18 protein-coding genes are annotated in these 19,841 nt (G+C 67.6%); 7 read left to right on the forward strand and 11 right to left on the reverse strand.

Going from position 1 to position 19,841, the window contains the following annotated elements; translation table 11 throughout:
* Positions 1–37: 37 nt before the first annotated feature.
* Positions 38–1,810 (reverse strand): AMP-dependent synthetase/ligase, encoded by a 1,773-nt coding sequence (locus ACYJSS_RS06110; protein ID WP_236204613.1) that lies wholly within the window; start codon positions 1,808–1,810, stop codon positions 38–40.
* A 40-nt stretch (positions 1,811–1,850) separates the two neighbouring features.
* Positions 1,851–2,684, reverse strand: coding sequence for a crotonase/enoyl-CoA hydratase family protein (locus tag ACYJSS_RS06115; protein ID WP_111261698.1), 834 nt, complete (start codon positions 2,682–2,684; stop codon positions 1,851–1,853).
* Between the two features lie 101 nt (positions 2,685–2,785).
* On the opposite strand from ACYJSS_RS06115, the gene ACYJSS_RS06120 reads away from it, so the two are divergent.
* Entirely contained in the window at positions 2,786–3,388 is a 603-nt protein-coding gene (locus ACYJSS_RS06120) for a TetR/AcrR family transcriptional regulator (protein WP_111261697.1), read from the forward strand.
* Between the two features lie 18 nt (positions 3,389–3,406).
* Complete coding sequence (locus ACYJSS_RS06125; protein WP_236204612.1) at positions 3,407–4,567, forward strand: aromatic ring-hydroxylating oxygenase subunit alpha; 1,161 nt, start codon at positions 3,407–3,409, stop codon at positions 4,565–4,567.
* A 236-nt stretch (positions 4,568–4,803) separates the two neighbouring features.
* Here ACYJSS_RS06125 and ACYJSS_RS06130 read toward each other — a convergent pair whose 3' ends face one another.
* The 5 genes from ACYJSS_RS06130 to plsB form a co-directional block, all read right to left on the reverse strand.
* Positions 4,804–5,481, reverse strand: a complete 678-nt coding sequence (locus ACYJSS_RS06130; RefSeq protein ID WP_111261695.1) for a DUF4197 domain-containing protein — start codon at positions 5,479–5,481, stop codon at positions 4,804–4,806.
* Positions 5,482–5,511: 30 nt separating this feature from the next.
* Entirely contained in the window at positions 5,512–5,910 is a 399-nt protein-coding gene (locus tag ACYJSS_RS06135; protein ID WP_236204611.1) for a YbaY family lipoprotein, read from the reverse strand.
* Positions 5,911–5,994: 84 nt separating this feature from the next.
* The gene (locus ACYJSS_RS06140) at positions 5,995–6,513 is read right to left on the reverse strand and encodes a hypothetical protein (RefSeq protein WP_236204610.1); all 519 of its coding nucleotides are present in this window, start codon (positions 6,511–6,513) and stop codon (positions 5,995–5,997) included.
* Positions 6,510–6,773 (reverse strand): hypothetical protein, encoded by a 264-nt coding sequence (locus ACYJSS_RS06145; protein ID WP_146603014.1) that lies wholly within the window; start codon positions 6,771–6,773, stop codon positions 6,510–6,512. Before ACYJSS_RS06145 ends, ACYJSS_RS06140 begins: the two co-directional genes overlap by 4 nt.
* A gap of 162 nt (positions 6,774–6,935) precedes the next feature.
* Positions 6,936–9,434, reverse strand: coding sequence for a glycerol-3-phosphate 1-O-acyltransferase PlsB (plsB, locus tag ACYJSS_RS06150; protein ID WP_173176157.1), 2,499 nt, complete (start codon positions 9,432–9,434; stop codon positions 6,936–6,938).
* A gap of 226 nt (positions 9,435–9,660) precedes the next feature.
* Between plsB and ACYJSS_RS06155 the strand changes: the two genes are divergently transcribed.
* From ACYJSS_RS06155 to ACYJSS_RS06175, 5 genes are all read left to right on the forward strand, one after another.
* Positions 9,661–10,584 (forward strand): ABC transporter ATP-binding protein, encoded by a 924-nt coding sequence (locus ACYJSS_RS06155; RefSeq protein WP_111261690.1) that lies wholly within the window; start codon positions 9,661–9,663, stop codon positions 10,582–10,584.
* A complete protein-coding gene (locus ACYJSS_RS06160) occupies positions 10,581–11,315 on the forward strand; it encodes an ABC transporter permease subunit (RefSeq protein ID WP_173176168.1) in 735 nt (244 codons plus the stop codon). Before ACYJSS_RS06155 ends, ACYJSS_RS06160 begins: the two co-directional genes overlap by 4 nt.
* Before the next feature lies 1 nt (position 11,316).
* The gene (locus ACYJSS_RS06165) at positions 11,317–13,152 is read left to right on the forward strand and encodes a GldG family protein (RefSeq protein WP_111261688.1); all 1,836 of its coding nucleotides are present in this window, start codon (positions 11,317–11,319) and stop codon (positions 13,150–13,152) included.
* Between the two features lie 13 nt (positions 13,153–13,165).
* Positions 13,166–14,146, forward strand: coding sequence for a DUF4340 domain-containing protein (locus ACYJSS_RS06170; RefSeq protein ID WP_236204609.1), 981 nt, complete (start codon positions 13,166–13,168; stop codon positions 14,144–14,146).
* A 329-nt stretch (positions 14,147–14,475) separates the two neighbouring features.
* Positions 14,476–14,685, forward strand: coding sequence for a cold-shock protein (locus tag ACYJSS_RS06175; protein ID WP_111261686.1), 210 nt, complete (start codon positions 14,476–14,478; stop codon positions 14,683–14,685).
* Positions 14,686–14,754: 69 nt separating this feature from the next.
* Here ACYJSS_RS06175 and ACYJSS_RS06180 read toward each other — a convergent pair whose 3' ends face one another.
* The 4 genes from ACYJSS_RS06180 to ACYJSS_RS06195 all read right to left on the reverse strand — a co-directional run bounded on the left by ACYJSS_RS06180 (position 14,755) and on the right by ACYJSS_RS06195 (position 19,767).
* Positions 14,755–15,126: a hypothetical protein gene (locus ACYJSS_RS06180; RefSeq protein WP_111261685.1), complete on the reverse strand. Its 372-nt coding sequence runs from the start codon at positions 15,124–15,126 to the stop codon at positions 14,755–14,757.
* A 9-nt stretch (positions 15,127–15,135) separates the two neighbouring features.
* Entirely contained in the window at positions 15,136–15,939 is an 804-nt protein-coding gene (locus ACYJSS_RS06185; protein WP_111261684.1) for a putative RNA methyltransferase, read from the reverse strand.
* A gap of 2 nt (positions 15,940–15,941) precedes the next feature.
* Positions 15,942–17,081: a succinyl-diaminopimelate desuccinylase gene (gene dapE / locus ACYJSS_RS06190; RefSeq protein ID WP_111261683.1), complete on the reverse strand. Its 1,140-nt coding sequence runs from the start codon at positions 17,079–17,081 to the stop codon at positions 15,942–15,944.
* Positions 17,082–17,175: 94 nt separating this feature from the next.
* Positions 17,176–19,767: a glycosyltransferase gene (locus tag ACYJSS_RS06195; RefSeq protein ID WP_111261682.1), complete on the reverse strand. Its 2,592-nt coding sequence runs from the start codon at positions 19,765–19,767 to the stop codon at positions 17,176–17,178.
* Positions 19,768–19,841 lie beyond the last annotated feature (74 nt).

A 19,841-nucleotide genomic window follows, 5' to 3' on the forward strand; every position in this document is an offset into this window, starting at 1 on the left:
CGCTCGTTGGGCTTCAATCCATGCGTTCATGTCACCGTCATCCCCGCGAAGGCGGGGACCCACTGGACAGCGCCCCGCCGGGGCTCTCCTCATACATCCCATCCAGCAGCAACGCGAAGTTGCGCTCCACCACCGGGCGCTTGAGCTTCTGCGTTGGCGTCAGTTCGTCCTGCTCCTGGCTGAGCAGGCGCGGCAGCAGCGCCCAGGCCTTGATCCGTTCCACCTGGGACAGCTCGGCGTTGATCGTATCGACGTGCCCCTGCAGCTCCGCCAGCAGCGCCGGTGCCTGCAGCCAGGTATCGGCGTCCCCCGCCAGCCCCTGGCGTTTCGCCCAGATGGCCAGGCTCTGTGGGTCGAGGGCGAGGAGGGCGCTGAGGTGCTTGCGCCGGTCGCCGTGGACCAGGGCCTGCTCCACCAGTGGGTGCTGCCTGAGGCGTGCCTCGATGGGGGTCGGTGCGATGTTCTTGCCGCCGGCGGTGATGATCAGCTCCTTCTTGCGCCCGGTCAGCCAGAGGTGGCCGGCGGCGTCCAGCCGGCCCAGGTCGCCGGTGCGCAGCCAGCCGTCGAGGGTGAAGGCCTCGGCGGTCTTCTCCGGTTGCTGGAAGTAGCCCTTGAACACCTGCGGCCCGCGTACCAGTACCTCGCCGTCATCGGCGATGCGTACCTCGACGCCTGGCAGGGGGCGGCCCACCGACCCGGCCTTGGCCAACCCGGCTTCGTTGCTGGTGAGGAAGGCGGTGGACTCGGACATGCCCCAGCCTTCGCAGAGCGGCACGCCGAGGGCGGTGAAGAAGGCCACCAGTTCGGCATCGAGTGGCGCGCCGCCGCTGACCAGGGCGCGGATGCGCGCACCGAACAGGCGCTGGCGCAGGCCGTTGAGCACCAGGCGCCGGGCCAGCAGCAGGTGCAGGCCGCCGCGCTGGCGGGCGCCGGTGCGCAGCGCCCAGTCGAGCACGCGGCGTTTGCCGGGCGACAGGGTTTCACGCTGGGCCATGACCGCCCCGTGCAGCTTCTCGAAGAGCCGAGGCACGCTGCCGAAGAAGTCCGGCTGCACCTCGGCGAGGGCCCGGGGCACGTCGTTGATGTCCGGCACGTAGGCGGCCTGGGCGCCGCACCAGAGGCGCTGGTACTGGCCGATCACCCGCTCGCCGACATGGGCCATGGGCAGGAAGGCGAGCCCGGTGTAGCGCTGCGGCGGCAACTGGTAGGCAGCGACGGCGGCGAGGAGGTTGCCGTGGCTGAGCATGGCCGCCTTGGGCTCGCCCGTGGTGCCGGAGGTGAACACCAGGTTGGCCAGGGACGTGCGGTCGAGTGCCTGCCAGCGTCGACGAACCTCGTCGGCCGGCACGTCGCTGCCTTCGGCGATGAAGGCGTCCAGGCCTGCCGGCCCGTCGCCGTCGATGGCGACGATGCGCAGGCCCGGCAAGGCCAGGCCCTGTGCCTGTCCCGGCCGCTCGACGAACAGCAGCCGGCAGCCGGCACGCTGCAACTGCTGGATCGCCTGGGCCGTGGTGAGGCTCGGGTAGAGGCCGACGCTGGTGGCGCCGGCCATGAGGGTGGCGAAATCCAGCAGGCTCCATTCCAGGCGGGTGCGGCTCCAGATCGCCACGCGATCGCCGGGCTCGACGCCGGCGGCGACCAGGGCCCTGGCCAGGGCTTCGCTGCGGCGGGCCACTTCGCCCCAATCGAGGCTGCGCCAGGCGTCGTGTGCCCGCACCTGGGCGGCGGGCCAGTCGGGCGTGCGCTCGGCGCGCCAGGCGAGCAGGGCGGGGATGCTGGGAAGATCGGCCGGCGGTTGCTGCGTCGTCATCGAACACCTCCTGTACTCGGATTGGACGGGCGGGAACGGCTCAGGGAATCGGCTGGCCCGAGTCGCGCTCCTTCACCGCCTGGGCGAACCCGACCTCCTCGCAACGTGCCTTGAAACGCACGCCCTCCGGGCTGTGGCGGGTGATGCCGTCGAAGAGTGTGGCGAACATCTGCGTGGTTTCCAGGCCCATGTTGTGGAAGGCCTGGTTGATCATCAGCTTCTGCATCATCAGTTGGTTGCGGGGGATGCCCTGCATGCGCGCGGTGAGCGCTTGCACCGCCGCGTCCAGCTCGGCCAACGGCACGCTCTGGTAGACCAGGCCCAGGCGTTGGGCCTCGCGACCGTCGATGAGATCGCCGGTCAGCAGCATGCGCTTGGCCTTCTCCGGGCCAAGGCGGTAGACCCACATCGCCGTGGTCGGGCAGCCCCAGACCCGTGCCGGCGGGTAGCCGATCACCGCCTCGTCGGCCATCAGGATCAGGTCGCAGCACAGGGCGATGTCGCTGCCGCCGGCCACCGCCGGACCGTGCACCTTGGCGATCACCGGCTTGTAGCTGCGGAACAGGCTCATGAAGTGCTCGGTGTTCTTCTTCATCAGTGCGTAGTCGACCATCGGGTCCCAGGGCATTTCCTGGCTGCCGTAGATGCCGCGCGGGTTCTCGGCGAAGAACTTGAGGTCGTAGCCGCTGCAGAAGCCCCGCCCGGCACCGGTAAGGACGATGACGTGCACGGCGTCGTCGGCGTTGGCGCGCAGCACGGCGGCTTCCAGGTCGGCGGGCAGGCGGTCGTCGATGGCGTTGAGGCGCTCCGGCCTGTTCAGGGTGAGGGTGGCGATGCGGCCGTCGACCGCGTAGTGGACGGTGGAGTCGGTCATGGGAATGCTCCGTTGGTTTTTATTGGATCGGGGCTTGGCGCGTCGGGAGAAATAAGTAAACTGAATTCACTTTTACTGTCCAGCGCTTTATCGAGAACCCCATGACCGATCTTTCCCCCAAGGCCCAGAGAACCCGCGCCAGCCTGCTGGACGCCGCTCGTGACGAGTTGCTCGAACTCGGTGGCGGCCTTGAGGTGGGGCGCGTGGCGGAGCGGGCGGGTGTCTCGGTCGGTCTGATCTACCGCTACTTCGCCTCGCGCGCGGGGCTGCTGGCCGCGGTGGCGGAGGACTTCCACGACCGCTACCAGGCCGAGGTGATGGCGGCCGATCCGCTGCCGGGCGCCGAGGACTGGTGCAGCCGCGAGGAGCAACGGGTGCGCCGCGCGGTGCAGTTCGTCTACGCCGAGCCCCTGGCACCGCTGCTGCTGGTGAGCCTGGCGCGGGAGCCGGAGGTGGCCGCGCTGGAAGCCCGGCGCATCGCCGAGAACGTGCGCCAGGGTGCCGACAACATCCGCCGGGGCCAGGCCGCCGGGCAGCTGAACGCGGGCCTCGACCCGGAGCTGGTCTCGGCGATGATCCTCGGCGGCATGCACCAGGCACTGCTGGAGGCGCTCGGCCGCTCGCCGCGTCCGCCGGCGGAGCAGCTGTCGCGCCAGCTCTGGCATTTCATCCGTGGTGCCCTGGCGCCACTCCAGCCGACATGACGACAAGAAGAGGCAGGCATGCAGCACGCGACCCAGGTTGAATTGCTGAGGAAGGCATTGGCGCTGGCCGAAGAGGGGGTTTCCGATTGCCTGGAGATGCCCTCGTCCCTGGCGGTGGACAGCTACCTCGACGAGGCGCGCCATCGGCGTGAACGGGATGAGGTGCTGCGCCGCGAGCCCCTGCTGGTGGCGCGCTCCAGCGAGGTGGCGGCGGGGCGCTTCATCACCCGCGACCTGTTGGCGCCGCTGCTGCTGGTGCGTGACGAGGCGGGGCGGCTGCGCGGCTTTCTCAACGTCTGCAAGCACCGTGGTACGCAACTGGTGGCCGAGCCCGAAGGGGCCAACCGGGTGTTCGTCTGCCCCTACCACGCCTGGGCCTACAACCCGGACGGGCAACTGCGTGGCATTCCCCACGGCTATGGGTTCGAGGGGGTCGACCGGGGCTGCCTGAACCTCACCGAGGTGCCGGTGGCCGAGTGTTTCGGTGCCATCTGGGCGCGGCACTCGCCGGGCCCGGCATTGGACATGCCGGCGTTCTTCGGCCCCGAGCTGATGGCCGACTTCGCCAGCTTCGGCCTGGACGACCACGTGGTCTTCGACCCGCGCGACATCCGCCGACCGGTGAACTGGAAGCTGACCATCGACACCTTCCTGGAGAACTACCACGTGGCCAAGGCGCACCAGGCCACCATCGACCCCCTGTTCTGGCCGAACCTGGGGCTGTTCGAGCGCTTCGGCCGGCACATCCGCAACTACTACGTGAAGCGCAACCTGCGCGAAGTGCAGGCGCTGCCCGAGGCCGACTGGGACCTGCGCCGTCACGGCAACCTGCTGTATTTCCTCTGGCCCAACACCCTGGTGCTGGTGGAGCCGGACCACATCGACTTCTCCACCGTGTTCCCCGATGGCCCGCTGGCCACACGGGTGCTTGGCCACACGCTGCTGGCCGAGGCACCGGTGACGGAGAAGGCCCGGCGCTATTTCGAGAAGAACAACGCGATCCTCTATGCCGCCCTGGAGGAAGACTTCGTCATGGCCGCGAGGGTGCAGAACGGTATCCGCTCGGGGGCCAGCGACCGCCTCTGGCATGGGCGCTACGAGCAGGCATTGCGCTGGTTCCACCAGGGCCTGGACGAGGCGCTGGGGGATTCCCGCGTCGAGGTGGTGCGGCGGGGTTGATCGCGAGCGCGGTGAACCCCTTCACTGCGGAGCCCAGGATTGAACCTGTGCCGCGTTCGACTCCGCCTGGTGGAGGTAAAGAGCGACCTCCACCCTACACAGTGGTGATGAGCCTGCCTTCGTGGGAGCGAATTCATTCGCGGATCAGGCCACTACACAGTCTCGGATGCCTACGAGAAAGTGGCACATGAAAAAGCCCGGCGCTTGGCCGGGCTTTCTCGTGGCGCGGGCGTGGCTCAGAGCACGCCGAAGACCTTCTTCGCCAGGCCGGTGGCAGCGGCAGCGGGGTTCTTGCGGATGCTGGCCTCCTGCTCGGCGATCATCTTGAACAGGCCGTCGAGGGCTTCTTCGGTCACATAGCTCTCGATGTTGGCGCTCTTGGCGTCGACCACGCCGAAGCTCGCGGCCTGACCGGCGAAGCTGTTGTACTGCTTGGCCAGGCCGACCTGGTCGGTCGCCTTCTTGACGATGGGCAGGAACCTGGCGCGCAGCTGCTCGCGGCTGGTCTTGTTCAGGTACTGGGTGGCGGAATCCTCGGGGCCGGAGAGGATGCCCTTGGCGTCCTGCACGGTCATTTTCTTCACCGCGTCCACCAGCAGCGCCTGGGCTTCCGGCACCGCTGCTTCGGCGGCCTTGTTCATGCTGGCTTCCAGTTGGTCGACCTGGGCGCCCATGCCCATCATCTTCATGGTCTTGGCGGCCTTGCCGAGCTTGCCCGGCAGCTCGATGCGCACCTCGGGGTTCTCGCTGAAGCCGCCCGGCTTGCCAAGCTGCTGCACGGCGACCTTGGCGCCCTGGGTGAGGGCGTCCTTGAGGCCGCCGCTGGCGTCCTGCTGGCTGAGGTCGCTGAGGGAGAGGGCGAAGGCGCTGGCGGAGAGGGCGAGGCCGGCGACCAGGGTGGTGAGTCGGAACATGGCGGCATCCTTGTGGCGGGAAAGCGGTTGTCAGGGAACGGCGTCGACCTTGATACGCAGGGGCTGCGGGTCGCTGCCGTCGAGTTTAACCGAGTGGCGCTCGGTGCTGATGAACAGCAGCTTGCCCGCGCGCTCGATGCGGGCGCTCACCGCGTAGCTGTGGCCGGGCTGCAGGTTGGCCGGGTCGTAGCTGAGCTGGAAGGGCAGGGGCACCTGCCCCTCGACGCGGCCCTGCTGGTAGGCCAGCTCGCGGGCGGGGGAATCGGCCAGCGAGACGTCCTGCAGCGAGACGCGCAGGGTGGCGTCCGGCGGCAGGGCGCTGCGTTGCAGGTAGTAGACCTCGCCGTTCAGGTGCTCCTGGGACGGTGGCTGGACGGTGGTGCAGGCGACGAGCAAGGCGCTGGCGAGCAGCAGGCTGGGCGATTTCATGGGGGTCTCGTGGTCCGTTGGCGGCGATAGACACACTATAGAAGCGAGGGCGCGGGGGTACAGCACCCGTGCGCCCGGATCGGATCATCGACCGTCGGCGTCAGCGTCGGCGTCGGCGTCGGCCTTCGAGACCGGTGCTCGCTCCTGCAACACGCGGCTGAGTTCCTGCAGGCGCCGCTGGGCGCTGACCAGCTGTTCCAGTCGCAGCGCCATGCTCCGGCCGCGCTGGCGCTGCGCCGCCTCGCGCTCGGCCAGGCTGGATTCCCGGCGCTCCAGTTCCGCTTCGCGCCTGGCCAGTTCGCGGGCCTGCTGCTGGAGTCGCTCCATGCGCTCGGCGAGGTCCCTTTCCAGGCGCTGCAGATGCGCCGCGCGACCGGATGTCGCGGGTGGCGCTGCCTTGCCTGGCGCCGCGGCGATATTCCAGGTGCCGTGCTCCTGCTCGCGGTGGGCCTTGCCGGCGACGGCCATGAGCCGCTCCAGCGCGTCGCGGTCGAGCAGCACCGTGCGGTGCTCTTCCACGCGGCTCGGTTTCACGGGCTGGATCAGCGGCAGCGCCTTGAGGTTCAGCAGGTGGAATTCCAGCGCATGCTGGCGGGGGCTCATGAGCAGCGCTCCCGGGTCAGCTCCTTGAGCACCCGTTTCACCTGGCTCCAGTGGTGGTCCTCGATGGCGTTCAGGCTGTAGCCCTCGGTATGGAGGGTGAGCTCGGCGATGTAGGCCTTGCAGCGTCGGCCGGGTTGGGGCTCGTCGAGGGTATAGAGAAGGAAGTCGCGCTCCAGGGCGGCGATCCCGAAGCAGCAGAGGATGGCGGCATTGAGCGTCTGGCCCTCGGCGTTCTGGATGGGGATTGATCTGAGCAGCATGGTCGGCATCGTCCTCGTTGAAGGAGTCCTGCTGGGCGCAGGCCGGCCATGGTACTGAGCGGGCACGAGCAGGCCGCTCGGCACGCTCCCCAGCGGCTTGTAGGCGAGTTCCCTAAATGTTCGGAGGAGGAGGGCCGGCCCCGGGCGGGGCCGGCCGGGGGGTCAGGGCGCGTCGACCGGCGCTTCGGTCTCGGCTTCGCCCTGGCGCTCCAGGGCGACCTGGCGGATCGACAGGCGGATCTCCGCCGGCAGCACGCGCTTGGCGGCGCCTTCGGCAAGATCGCCAAGGGCCGGGTGGTAGCTGAGCTTGCCGGCGTCGTCCTGGCGCAGCACGCGCTGGTCGAGCAGGGTCTGGATGAAGTGGCGGAACAGGCTCTTGTCGAAGAACTCCGGGGCGTTGAGGCCGTGGAGGATGGACAGGCGCTGGGCCATTACGGTGCACAGGTCCTCGAGCTCTTCGGCGGTCAGCTGGTTCTGCCCGGCGTTGAGCAGCAGGGCGATGGCCATGTAGAAGCGCTGCAGGGTCTGGGCGATGGCACGCGAGAGCAGGGTCAGCAGCACGAACTGGCGCGAGCTGGGTGCGGGTCGCACGTAGGTGTCGTTCTCGAACTTCAGCAACCCCTGCTCGACGAAGGCGGCCAGCCACTGGTCGACCACGGCGTCCAGCTCGTCCAGGTTCCAGCGGATGAACAGCTCGGCCTGCAGGTAGGGGTAGAGCGCGCGGGTGTAGCGCAGGATCTGCTCGCGGCTGCTGCGCCCGCTGCTCTGGAAGAAGCTGGCGAGCAGCGCCGGCAGGGCGAAGATGTGCAGCACGTTGTTGCGGTAGTAGGTCATCAGGACGGCGTTCTGCTCGTCCAGGTAGAGGATCTTGCCCAAGGCGTCCTTCTGCTCGGCCAGCAGGTTCATGCTCTGCACGTACTGGATCAGTGCCTGGCCATCGCCTTCCGGCAGGGTGGCGTGGGGCGAGTAGGGCACGGCGCGCAGCAGGGCCAGGTAGAGGTCCAGGACCCGGGTGAGGGCACGTTCGTCCAGCGCCAGGCGGCTGGTGGAGAGCAGCGCCAGGGCGACCAGGTTGACCGGGTTGATCGCCGCTGCGTCGTTGAGGTGGCGGGCGACGCGGGTGGCCAGGCGGTTGGTGGTCTCGTTGAGCCATTGCGGACGGAATTGCGGGCCCAGCTCCTGCTCACGCCAGTCGGGCTGCTCCTGGTCGAGGAACTCGGCCAGCTTGATCGGCTCGCCGAAGTTCACCGCGACGCTGCCGAAGCGCAGCTTCAGCGCGCCGATGACCTTGAAGATGTCGAAGATCGATTCCTTCTTCTTGCTCGCGCCGCGCAGCTCGCCCAGGTAGGTGCGGCCCTCCAGCACGCGCTCGTAGCCGATGTAGACCGGGACGAAGACGACGGGCAGGCGCGAGGAGCGCAGGAAGCTGCGCAGGGTGATGGCGAGCATGCCGGTCTTGGGGTGGAGCATGCGGCCGGTGCGCGAACGCCCGCCCTCGACGAAGTACTCCACCGGGAAGCCACGGCTGAACAGGGTGTGCAGGTATTCGTTGAACACTGCGGTGTAGAGCGGGTTGCCCTTGAAGGTACGGCGCATGAAGAAGGCGCCGCCACGGCGCAGCAGGCCGCCGATCACCGGCATGTTGAGGTTGATGCCGGCGGCGATGTGCGGCGGGGTCAGGCCGTTGCGGAACAGCAGGTAGGAGAGCAGCAGGTAGTCGATGTGGCTGCGGTGGCAGGGCACGTAGATGACCTCGTGGCCCTGGGCGATGTCCTGCACCCCTTCGATGTGGTTGACCTTGATGCCCTCGTAGAGCTTGTTCCAGAACCAGCTCAGCACCACTTCGAGGAAGCGGATGGCGGTATAGGCGAAGTCCGAGGCGATCTCGTTGCCGTACTTCAGCGCCTGGGCCTCGGCCTTGGCCGGGCTGATCTTCTCGCGCTCGGCTTCCTCGGCTATGGCCTGGCGCACCAGGTCCGAATGCACCAGCCCCTTCACCAGGTTGCGGCGGTGGGAGAGGTCCGGGCCGATCACGGCGGTCTTCTGGTTGCGGAAGTGCACCCGCAGGATGCGCTGCACCATGCGCTGGGTACGTTCCGGGCCCTTGCCCTGGGCGATCAGCTCGCGCAGGTGGATGGGGGCGGAGAACTGCACCCGGGTCTTGCGCCCGAGGATGAGGATGCTGACCAGCTTGCGCAGGCGCCCGGTGACGGCCCAGCTGTCGGCGAACAGCAGCTTCCAGGGGCTGGTCTCGCGGTCCGGGGACTGGCCCCAGAACACGGTGACCGGAATGATCTGCGCGTCATCCACGGCGTGCTGCTGGATGGCGTCGAGCACGCGCACCAGGGTGGGCGAGGTGCCGCGCTTGTCCTGGCCGCCGAACCAGCCGGGCTCGGGGGTCAGGTAGAAGAAGGCCGCGGGCTCCAGGGTGTCGCCTACCGCCACCGGCAGCACCGGGCGGGGCAGGCCGGCCTTGGTGCATTCCCGGTCCACCACCGCCAGGTCGCTGGCCGAGGGCTGCTGGAGCACATAGAGCACCGGCTTGCTGCGGTCGAGCTTGAGGGTGAAGGCGGACTGGTTGATGGTTTCCGAGCGCACCCACAGGTAGAGAAGGCGGCGCAGGGTACCGAAGGCCAGGCGGCGGAAGGGCGAGCGGGTCATACGGAGTCTGTAGTCGAACGAGCGAATGCTCGGGGCGGCTAGTTTGCCGTATTCGCCACCGGGCCGCAAAAAGCCTCTGACCGTCCGAAATGGAGGGGTGGGTCGCGAACTTGCGGAATCTTCTGCTGTCTTGCATTGCCGCCGGAGGACTCCTTATATTCCGCCGGCGTTTGCAAGGCCCCCGCGGCCCGCATGGCCGGGGGCTTTTCCCTTTGGGGTAGAGGCCATGATCGAAATAAAACAACTGACCAAGCGTTTCGCACAGCACACCGTCGTCGACGGCCTGTCCTTCGGCGTCGAACCGGGGGAAGTGCTCGGCTTCCTCGGCCCGAACGGCGCCGGCAAGTCCACCACCATGAAGATGCTCACCGGGTTCCTCGCGCCGACCTCCGGCACCGCGAGCGTCCTCGGCTTCGACGTCCAGACCCAGACCCTCAAGGCCCAGCGGCAGATCGGCTACCTGCCCGAGGGCGCGCCCTGCTACGGCGACATGACGGTGCGCGGCTTCCTCGAATTCATCGCCGAGGTGCGCGGCTTCCGCGGTGCCGAGAAGAGGGAGCGGGTGTCCCGCGCCGCCGGCCTGGTGGAGCTGGACAAGGTCCTGGGGCAGTCCATCGAGACCCTGTCCAAGGGCTTCAAGCGCCGCGTGGGGCTGGCCCAGGCCATCCTCCACGATCCGCGCGTGCTGATCCTCGACGAGCCCACCGACGGCCTCGACCCCAACCAGAAGCACCAGGTGCGACAGCTGATCCAGAGCCTGGCGCAGGACAAGATCGTGATCATCTCCACCCACATCCTCGAAGAGGTGGCGGCGGTGTGCACCCGCGCGGTGGTGATCGCCGCCGGCAAGCTGGTGGCCGATGGCACGCCGTACGAGCTGGAGAGCCGTTCGCGCTACCACCAGGCGGTGACCCTGGTGGCCGACGAGCCCCTCGATGCGCTAGCCCTGGCGGTACTGCCGGGTGTCGCCGGTGTCGAGGAGAACCCCCTGGGCGGCGGCCTGACGGTGCTGGCCAAGCCCGGCGAGGTGATCTTCCCGCAGGTCAACCAGCTGATCCACCAGCGTGGCTGGAAGGTCCGGGAACTGGATGTCGAGCGCGGCCGCCTGGATGAAGTGTTCCGCAGCCTGACCCGGGGAGAAGCGGCATGAAGCAGTTGCCGGTCATATTCAAGCGCGAGCTGGCGAGCTACTTCGCCACGCCGCTGGCCTATGTGTTCATCGTGATCTTCCTGGTGCTGTCCGGGGTCTTCACCTTCTACCTGGGCGGGTTCTTCGAGAGCGGCCAGGCGAGCCTGGCGCCCTTCTTCAACTTCCACCCCTGGCTCTACCTGTTCCTGGTGCCCGCCATCGCCATGCGCCTGTGGGCGGAGGAGCGCAAGTCCGGCTCCATCGAGCTGCTGATGACCCTGCCGATCACCCGCTTCGAGGCGGTCACCGGCAAGTTCCTCGCCGCCTGGGCCTTCGCCGGCCTGGCGCTGCTGCTGACCTTCCCCATGGTCATCACCGTCAACTACCTGGGCGAGCCGGACAACGGCGCCATCGTCACCGGCTACATCGGCAGCTGGCTGCTGGCGGGGGCGTACCTGGCCATCGGCTCGTGCATGTCGGCCCTGGCCAAGAACCAGGTGATCGCCTTCATCCTCGCCGTGGTCATGTGCTTCCTGTTCATCGTCAGCGGCTTCCCGCTGGTGCTCGACGCCTTCAGCGCCTGGGCCCCGCAATGGCTGCTGGACGCGGTCGCCTCGCTGAGCTTCCTGACCCGCTTCGAGGCCATCAGCAAGGGCGTGATCGATGCGCGCGACCTGCTCTATTTCGTCACCCTGATCGCCGCGTGGCTGGCCGCCACCGCCGTGGTGGTCGATCTGAAGAAGGCCGACTGACATGAAGAAACTGATGTATTCCAGCGCCGGCCTGCTGCTCATCGCCCTGGCCTTCCTGGCGTTCAACATGGTCTCCGGGCTGGCGCTGACCAACGCCCGCCTCGACCTCACCGAGCAGAAGCTCTACACCATCTCCGACGGCACCCGGCAGATCCTCGGGGAGCTGGACGAGCCCATCAACCTGTACTTCTTCTACTCCGACAAGTCCGCCAAGGACCTGGTCGTGCTGCGCAACTACGCCAAGCGCGTGGAGGAGATGCTCAAGGCCTACGCCCAGGCGGCGGACGGCAAGATCAAGCTGCACATCGTCGATCCCGAGCCCTTCTCCGAGGACGAGGACAAGGCCGCCGAATTCGGCCTGCAGGCGATCCCGTTGCAGCAGGGCGGCGACTCGATCTACTTCGGCCTGGCCGGCACCAACGCGGTCGATGACCGGCAGATCATCCCGTTCTTCCCGCTCGACCAGGAGGAGTTCCTCGAGTACGAGATCAGCCGCCTGGTGCAGAGCCTGGCCAAGCCGCAGCGACCCGTGGTCGGGGTGATGTCGGGGCTGCCCATCAACGGGGGCTTCGACATGCAGACCCGCCAGCCGAGCCAGCCCTGGATGGTGATGGAGGAGATCCGCCAGCTGTTCCAGATCGAGAGCGTCAAGCCCAGCGTCGACCAGATTCCCGACAAGGTCTCGGTGCTGTTGCTGGTGCACCCGAAGAACCTGCCGCAGCAGACCCGGTACGCCATCGACCAGTTCGTCCTGCGTGGCGGCAAGCTGCTGGTCTTCGTCGACCCCTACAGCGAAGCCGACCACGGCATGCAGATGCCCGGCGAGATGCCCGGCGAGGACAAGGCCTCCGACCTCCCCGAGCTGTTCAAGGCCTGGGGCCTGGAGATGGTGCCCGGCAAGGTGGTGGGCGATGGTGCCTACGCCATGTCGGTGAGCATGGGCGAGGGCCAGCGTCCGGCGCGTCACGTCGGTTGGCTAAGCCTGCCGAAGAAGGCCCTGGACGCCAGCGACATCGCCACCGCGAACCTGGAGACGGTCACCGTCGCCACGGCCGGCATCCTGCGCCCGCTGGAGGGTGCGAAGACCCACTTCGCGCCGCTGATCCAGAGCTCGGAGTACGCCATGCCCTTCGACGCCGAGCGTTTCGCCATGCTGCGCAACCCCGACGTGCTGATGCGCGAACTCAAGCCCAGCGGTGATCGCTACGCCATCGCCGCACGGATCGGCGGGCCGGCGCAAAGCGCCTTCCCCGATGGCATCGAGGGCCGCAAGGACGGGCTCAAGTCGGCGGACAACATCAACGTCATCGTGGTCGCCGACACCGACATGCTCAGCGACCGCATGTGGGTGCAGGTGCAGGACTTCTTCGGCCAGCGCGTGCCGCAACCCTGGGCCGACAACTCCGGCTTCGCCATCAACGCCCTGGACAACCTCGCCGGTTCCGAGGCGCTGATCAGCGTGCGCTCCCGTGGCCGCTTCACCCGGCCCTTCACCGTGGTCGAGTCGCTGCAGCGCGAGGCGGAAACCCGCTTCCGCGAGCAGGAGCAGGTGCTGCAGCAGCGCCTGGCCGACACCGAGCAGAAGCTGGCCAGCCTGCAGAAGAACCAGGACCCGACCAAGGCCCTGGAGCTGACCCCCGAACAGCAGGCCACCCTGCAGCAGTTCATGCAGGAGAAGGTGCGCATCCGCAAGGAGCTGCGCGAGGTCAACTACCAGCTCAACGCCGATATCGAGAAGCTCGGCCGTACCCTCAAGTTCATCAACATCGCCCTGGTGCCGCTGGTACTGACCCTGGGCGTACTGCTGCTGTGGTTCTGGCGTCGTCGCCGGGCCTGAGGAGAGAAGCCTGATGGGACGCAAGGCCCTGTTGTTCCTGGCCCTCGTAGCCGTTGCACTGGTGCTGGCCTATGTCGGCCTGCACCGGACCCCCGAGCCCCTGGCGGCCAAGGGGCCGTCGCCGCTGCTGCCGGCCCTGCAGGGCCGGCTCGCCGAGGTGGAGCGCATCGAGGTGCAGCGCCCCGGCCAGCCGGTGCTGCGCCTGGCACGCCAGGACGGTGTCTGGAGGTTGCCCGACAAGGCCGGCTATCCGGCGGCGGCCAAGCCGGTCGCCGACCTGCTGAGGGCGCTGGGCGAGGCCCGCGAGGTGGAGGCGCGCACCGCCAGGGCCGAGCTGCATGGCCAGCTCGGCCTGGCGGACAAAGGCGAAGGCCAGGGCATCCGCGTGACGCTCCAGGGCGAACACCTGCCCGAGCAGGTGGTGCTGGTGGGCAAGCCCGGCCAGCAGGGCAAGGGACAGCTGGTACGCCTGGCCGACCAGGCACAGAGCTGGCTGGTCGACCGGCGCATCCTGATGCCGGAGACCGAGCTGGGCTGGCTGGATCGGCGTATCACCCGCATCCCGTTCGACAGCGTGCGCCAGGTGGAGGTGACCACCCGCCAGGGCAAGGCGCTGACGGTCCATCGCGACGCAGCGGGCGAGCCGAACCTCAAGGTCCGCCAATTGCCGGCCGGTCGCAAGCTGGCCTACGAGGCAGCGGCCAACGGCATGGCGACGCTGTTCGCCAGCCTGGATTTCGCCGATGCCGCGCCGCTGGACCAGGTGCAGTTCAAGGACCGGCCGCTGCTGCAGTTCAGCCTGCAGAGCTTCGCCGGGGGCCAGCTCGAGGGCGTCATCCTGGCGCAGGGCGAGCAGTACTGGATGCAGTTGAAGCGCAAGGAAAAGTTCGACGGCGAACAAGTAGCGGGTCGCCTCGACTGGGCTTATCGCATCGAGGCGTTCCAATACCAGGCGTTGGCCAAGACACTCGAAGACCTCATTTCGGCCAAGTGACCAAGGCAACTACCGGAGTGGGCGACAGGCGTTTGCAAGTTGCTTTTCGTCGGCTCCGGGAGTGCCCCAATATGTGACCCGCAAGACCCATAAAAGGGCGTGAAAGCCCTGCCAGCCGGCCCTTTCACGGTGCCGGAAAAAAGTGCTTTTCTGTAGCATTTCCTGTCGTATACTCCGGTCGCGGTGGTTAAAAGAACGCCATTCGTAATACCCGCCCACGCCTCTCTGGACTGCGGTCGGATATAAGAAGAAGAACGTCCTTGCCTAACCGTCCAAGCCTCTTGAATAAGAGGCAAACAACAAAAATTGCGAGTTTGGAGAGAGTAGTAATGGCTGATCGTGAGGTCGGAACCGTCAAGTGGTTCAATGACGCTAAAGGCTATGGATTCATTCAGCGCGAAAGCGGTCCGGATGTATTCGTTCACTACCGTGCTATCCGCGGCGAGGGGCACCGCTCCCTGGTCGAAGGCCAGAAAGTGGAATTCGCGGTGATCCAGGGGCAGAAAGGCCTGCAGGCGGAAGACGTCTCCAGAGTCTGACGACTCCAGACAAAAGGCCCGTCGATGACGGGCCTTTTGTTTTCTGCGATACCGCGCCGAGTGCTGCGCCTATTCGGTGCGCCAGATGAACTCGTTGGCGCCCGCGGCGTTGACCTTGATCCAGCGATCCGCATCTTCCTCGCCTTCCTCTTCCTGCCAGCCGCCCGGTGCGCAGCGGATTTCCACACCCAGTGCGGCGAAGGCCGCCAGCGCGCAGCCGAGGTCGTCCTCCCAGGGCGTCGTGTCGCTCTCCAGCAGCAGGCTGTGCCACTTGCCCACGGCGCGTGGCAGCCAGGTCACGGGAACGCCACCGGCGTCGCATTTGAAGGTCTGCCCCTTCTGCTGCCAGGGCGAGCAGGGGCCCAGGGCCTGCGCCAGCCAGGTGGCGACGGCATCCTGGTCGGCGTCCTTCAGGTAGATCTCGATATCGGGTTGGCGCATGGCGGGGTCCTAGTTTCTGACGATCCAATCGTAGCGTATGGAGACCGTCACTTCGAAGGCGTCCTTGATCACGGCGGCACGGCGTTCGGCGCTGGCGCGCCAGCCGTGGGGCGTCATGGCGAGGAGGTCGGCACGGGCCTCGCTGCTGGCCAGGTGCAGGTCGAACTCGAGGGTTTCGCTGTGGGCCAGCGTCATGCCCTCGGGGATCAGCGACAGGTGTTTCTCGTCGTCGTAGTCGCGCACCTCGTCATAGAGGCGTTCGCGCAGCTGCATCAGGTGGCCGCGGGTCGGGCCCATGCGCAGCAGGCCACCGCCGGGGGCGAGCAGGCGGCGGGCTTCCTGCCAGTCCAGCGGGCTGAAGACGCTGGCCAGCAGTTGGCAGCTGGCGTCGGCCAGGGGCACGCGGGCCATGCTCGCCACCAGCCAGGTCAGGCCGGGGGCGCGGCGGCAGGCGCGCTTCACCGCCTCGCGGGAGATGTCCAGGCCATAGCCATCGGCGGCGGGCAGGGCATCGGCGATCTGCGCGGTGTAGTAGCCCTCGCCACAGCCGATATCCAGCCAGCGTGCCGGGCTGCGCTCGGCCGCCAGCAGGGCCAGGCGCGCGGCCAGGGGCGCGTAGTGGCCGCCTTCGAGGAAGCGCCGGCGCGCCTCGACCATGGCGGCGTTGTCGCCCGGGTCACGGCTGTTCTTGTGCTGCACCGGCAGCAGGTTCAGGTAACCCTGGCGGGCACGGTCGAAGCGGTGGTTGGCCGGGCAGGCGACGCCGTTGTCCTGGGCGGACAGCGGCGCCTGGCAGATGGGGCAGGTGAGCATGATCAGGCCAGCAGTCGCACGAGGGTCTGTTCGTAGATGTCGCTCAGCAGGTCGAGGTCGCTGGCCAGCACCCGCTCGTTGACCTGGTGGATGGTGGCGTTGACCGGGCCGAGTTCCACCACCTGGGTGCCCATGGTGGCGATGAAGCGTCCGTCGGAGGTGCCGCCGCTGGTGGAGGGCGTGGTCTCGCGGCCGGTCACCGCCTTGATGCTGGCGGCCACCGCGTCGAGCAGTTCGCCCGGTTCGGTGAGGAACGGCAGGCCGGAGAGGGCCCATTCCACGTGGTAGTCCAGGCCGTGCTTGTCGAGGATGGCGTTGACCCGCTGTTGCAGGCCTTCGACCGTGGATTCGGTGGAGAAGCGGAAGTTGAACACCGCCACCAGCTCGCCGGGGATCACGTTGGTGGCGCCGGTGCCGGCATTGAGGTTGGAGACCTGGAAGCTGGTCGGCGGGAAGAAGGCGTTGCCGTCGTCCCAGTGCTCGGCGGCGAGTTCCGCCAGGGCCGGGGCGGCCAGGTGGATCGGGTTCTTCGCCAGGTGCGGGTAGGCCACGTGCCCTTGCACGCCGCGCACGGTGAGGGTGGCGCCGAGGGAGCCACGGCGACCGTTCTTCACCACGTCACCCACCAGGGTGGTGCTGGAGGGTTCGCCGACGATGCACCAGTCCAGGCGCTCGCCACGGGCGGCCAGGCGCTCGACCACGGCCTTGGTGCCGTGGTGCGCGGGGCCTTCCTCGTCGCTGGTGATGAGGAAGGCGATGGCCCCTTTGTGCTCCGGGTGCGCGGCGACGAAGCGCTCGACGGCGATGATCATCGACGCCAGGCTGCCCTTCATGTCGGCGGCGCCACGGCCGCAGAGCATGCCGTGTTCGTCGATCTGGGCGTCGAAGGGCTGGTGCTGCCAGGCCTGCAGCGGGCCGGTGGGGACCACATCGGTATGGCCGGCGAAGCACAGCACGGGGCCTTCGCCGCCACGGATGGCCCAGAAGTTCTCCACGTCCTCGATGCGCATGCGCTCGATGCGGAAGCCGACGGCCTCCAGGCGGCGCATCATCAGCTCCTGGCAGCCTTCATCGACCGGTGTGACCGAGGGGCGGCGGATGAGGTCGCAGGCGAGCTCGAGGGTGGGGGACAGGGCGGTCATGCGGGACTCCGGAAAGGCGGCAAGGCGTGAAAAGGACGACATCTTAAAACATAAACGGCGGCCATTGGCCGCCGTTTAGGTCACCCGCTGCGGGTCAGGCCGCAGCTTCCTGGTGGGGGTGCTCCAGCGGCTTGGGCGCCGAGGAGAGCAGCGCCATGATCAGCGCGGCGAGGTAGGGCAGCGACTGCACCAGCAGCATGGCCACCCAGAACTTCACGTCGGCGCTAGGCAGGCCCTGGACGATGCCGATGCCGATGGCCGCGCCCCACAGCAGGAGCATCACGAAGACCTCTTCGCGGGCTTCGGCCAGGGCCATCATCAGGCCGTGGTTGCTGCGCATCTTCGGCGTGCGGAAGAACGGGATGCTGGTGGTGAAGAAGCCGTACAGCACCGCCTTGGCGATGGTGTGCGACAGGGCCAGGCCCGCCACCGCGGCGCAGAACGCGTCCTTCAGGTTGACGCCGACGGCGCGCTGGTAGAGGAACACGATCTTCGCCACCTTGAAGAAGAACAGCGCCAGCGGCGGGATGGCGAAGATCAGCAGCGGCGGGTCGACCCGCTGCGGCACGATGATCATCGCGGCCGACCAGAGCAGCGCACCGATGGTGAAGAAGATGTTCAGGCCGTCGGCGATCCACGGCAGCCAGCCGGCGATGAAGTGGTAGCGCTGGCCACGCTTGAGCTCGGAGTCCTTGCCCAGGAACAGGCTGCGGGCGTGCCCCTTCATGATCTGGATGGCGCCGTAGGCCCAGCGGAAGCGCTGCTTCTTGTAGTCGATGAAGGTGTCGGGCATCAGGCCCTGGCCGAAGCTGTCATGGGCGTAGGCGGCGGCGTAGCCCTTCTCGAACACGCGCAGGCCGAGCTCTGCGTCCTCGCAGATGGTCCAGTCGGCCCATTGCAGTTCGTCCATCACGGTGCGGCGGATCATGGTCATGGTGCCGTGCTGGATGATCGCGTTGCGGTCGTTGCGGGTCACCATGCCGATGTGGAAGAAGCCCTTGTACTCGGCGTAGCAGAGCTTCTTGAAGGTGTTTTCCTTGCCGTCGCGGTAGTCCTGCGGCGACTGCACCACGGCGATCGACGGATCGGCGAAGTGCGGGACCATGTGCTTGAGCCAGTTGGGGTTCACGCAGTAGTCGGAGTCGATCACCGCCACGACTTCGGCGTCGGGCGCGGTGTGCGGCAGGATGTAGTTCAGGGCGCCGCCCTTGAAGCCGGCGAGCGGGGCCACGTGGAAGAAGCGGAAGCGCGGGCCGAGCTGTTCGCAGTAGGCCTGCACCGGCTCCCAGACCGCCGGGTCCTTGGTGTTGTTGTCGATGATCAGGACTTCGTAGTCCGGATAGTCGAGTGCGGCGAGGGCGTCGAGGGTCTGCTTGACCATCTCCGGCGGCTCGTTGTAGCAGGGCACGTGGATCGACACCTTGGGCCGGTAGGCCGAGTCGCCGATCACCGGCAGGAACGGCCGGCGGCGCGAGCGTACCCAGACCGCCTCGGCCAGTTCGTGGGCTTCGGTGAGCAGCACGATGAACACGCCCAGGGCGCCGATGCCCAGTAGCACGCCGACCGTGAGGCTGAACCAGGTGCTGTACTGCTGGCTGTAGTCGTAGGCGATCCACACCAGCACCGAGCCGCCGGCGAAGGCGACGAAGGTGAGGAAGGTACGGCCGCGCTGGCGCAGGGCGCTGCCGTCGATGAGCATCAGGGCCAGGGCCAGCAGGGCCATGACCACCGAGGCGACGGCGAGCATGCGCCACTGCGGGATGGCGATCACCGGGCCTTCGAAGTTGAACTTGGGCTGGCGCTCCAGGTTGTAGACGCCCCAGTAGGCGCCCACCGAGCCTTCGTCACTGGCCTTCCACGGCTGGTCGAAGGCTTCGATCACGAAGTAGTTGTAGCCCTGGGCGTTGAGGGCGTTGACCAGGGTGCGCAGGTAGATGGCCTGGTCGGCCTGGGAGGCGTCGGCGCCGCCGCGCATGCGACCGTTGCTCGGCCAGCCCACTTCGGACAGCAGCAGCGGCTTCTTCGGGAAGGTCTTCTTCAGGTCCTTGGCGCGCTCCAGCACGAACTGGGTGGAGTCCTGCATGGGGATGAATTCCCAGTAGGGCAGGACGTGGGCGGCGATCAGGTCGACGTGCTTGGCCAGCTCCGGGTACTTCAGCCAGATGTGCCACTGCTCGGAGGTGGTCACCGGTACCTTCACGGCGGCGCGCACGCGGTCGAGGTAGACGGAGAGGTCCTTGCGGCTGATCTCGCGGCGGAACAGCGCTTCGTTGCCCACCACCACGCGGACGACGCTGCGCGAGGTGTTGGCGATCTCGATGGCCTTGGTGATCTCGCGCTCGTTGCGCGCCTCGTCCGGGCTGATCCAGATGCCGAGGGTCACGCGCAGGCCGAATTCCTCGGCGATGCGGGGGATGTCGGCGAGGGTGCCGTCCACCGAGTAGGTGCGGATGTTGTCGGTCTGCTTGCTCAGCAGCTCGAGGTCTTCACGGATCTGCTCGTCGGTGGGGTAGCGATCCTGCTGCGGGTTCTGGTCCACACGGAACGGCGAGTAGGAGTAGCCGGAGATCTGCTCCGGCCAGTCCGGGGCGCTGACGGGACGGTTGTAGAGCGCCCAGATTCCGGTGAACAACGCAGCGACCGCCACGAAGACCACCAGGTTGAGTCCAAATTTACGCGATGGCATAGGGATTTCAGGTTCCGAAGCGTGGAACGGGGAGATAGCGCCAGCGAGCGCTGGTCGGCGCGCATGCTACTCCG

It is taken from the genome of Pseudomonas sp. No.21 (assembly GCF_054558415.1).

Coding starts and splice junctions, on each gene's coding strand:
- ACYJSS_RS06110 (WP_236204613.1), bottom strand. CDS start 1,810: ATGACGACGCAGCAACCGCCGGCCGATCTTCCCAGCATCCCCGCCCTG.
- ACYJSS_RS06115 (WP_111261698.1), bottom strand. CDS start 2,684: ATGACCGACTCCACCGTCCACTACGCGGTCGACGGCCGCATCGCCACC.
- ACYJSS_RS06120 (WP_111261697.1), top strand. CDS start 2,786: ATGACCGATCTTTCCCCCAAGGCCCAGAGAACCCGCGCCAGCCTGCTG.
- ACYJSS_RS06125 (WP_236204612.1), top strand. CDS start 3,407: ATGCAGCACGCGACCCAGGTTGAATTGCTGAGGAAGGCATTGGCGCTG.
- ACYJSS_RS06130 (WP_111261695.1), bottom strand. CDS start 5,481: ATGTTCCGACTCACCACCCTGGTCGCCGGCCTCGCCCTCTCCGCCAGC.
- ACYJSS_RS06135 (WP_236204611.1), bottom strand. CDS start 5,910: ATGAAATCGCCCAGCCTGCTGCTCGCCAGCGCCTTGCTCGTCGCCTGC.
- ACYJSS_RS06140 (WP_236204610.1), bottom strand. CDS start 6,513: ATGAGCCCCCGCCAGCATGCGCTGGAATTCCACCTGCTGAACCTCAAG.
- ACYJSS_RS06145 (WP_146603014.1), bottom strand. CDS start 6,773: ATGCTGCTCAGATCAATCCCCATCCAGAACGCCGAGGGCCAGACGCTC.
- plsB (WP_173176157.1), bottom strand. CDS start 9,434: ATGACCCGCTCGCCCTTCCGCCGCCTGGCCTTCGGTACCCTGCGCCGC.
- ACYJSS_RS06155 (WP_111261690.1), top strand. CDS start 9,661: ATGATCGAAATAAAACAACTGACCAAGCGTTTCGCACAGCACACCGTC.
- ACYJSS_RS06160 (WP_173176168.1), top strand. CDS start 10,581: ATGAAGCAGTTGCCGGTCATATTCAAGCGCGAGCTGGCGAGCTACTTC.
- ACYJSS_RS06165 (WP_111261688.1), top strand. CDS start 11,317: ATGAAGAAACTGATGTATTCCAGCGCCGGCCTGCTGCTCATCGCCCTG.
- ACYJSS_RS06170 (WP_236204609.1), top strand. CDS start 13,166: ATGGGACGCAAGGCCCTGTTGTTCCTGGCCCTCGTAGCCGTTGCACTG.
- ACYJSS_RS06175 (WP_111261686.1), top strand. CDS start 14,476: ATGGCTGATCGTGAGGTCGGAACCGTCAAGTGGTTCAATGACGCTAAA.
- ACYJSS_RS06180 (WP_111261685.1), bottom strand. CDS start 15,126: ATGCGCCAACCCGATATCGAGATCTACCTGAAGGACGCCGACCAGGAT.
- ACYJSS_RS06185 (WP_111261684.1), bottom strand. CDS start 15,939: ATGCTCACCTGCCCCATCTGCCAGGCGCCGCTGTCCGCCCAGGACAAC.
- dapE (WP_111261683.1), bottom strand. CDS start 17,081: ATGACCGCCCTGTCCCCCACCCTCGAGCTCGCCTGCGACCTCATCCGC.
- ACYJSS_RS06195 (WP_111261682.1), bottom strand. CDS start 19,767: ATGCCATCGCGTAAATTTGGACTCAACCTGGTGGTCTTCGTGGCGGTC.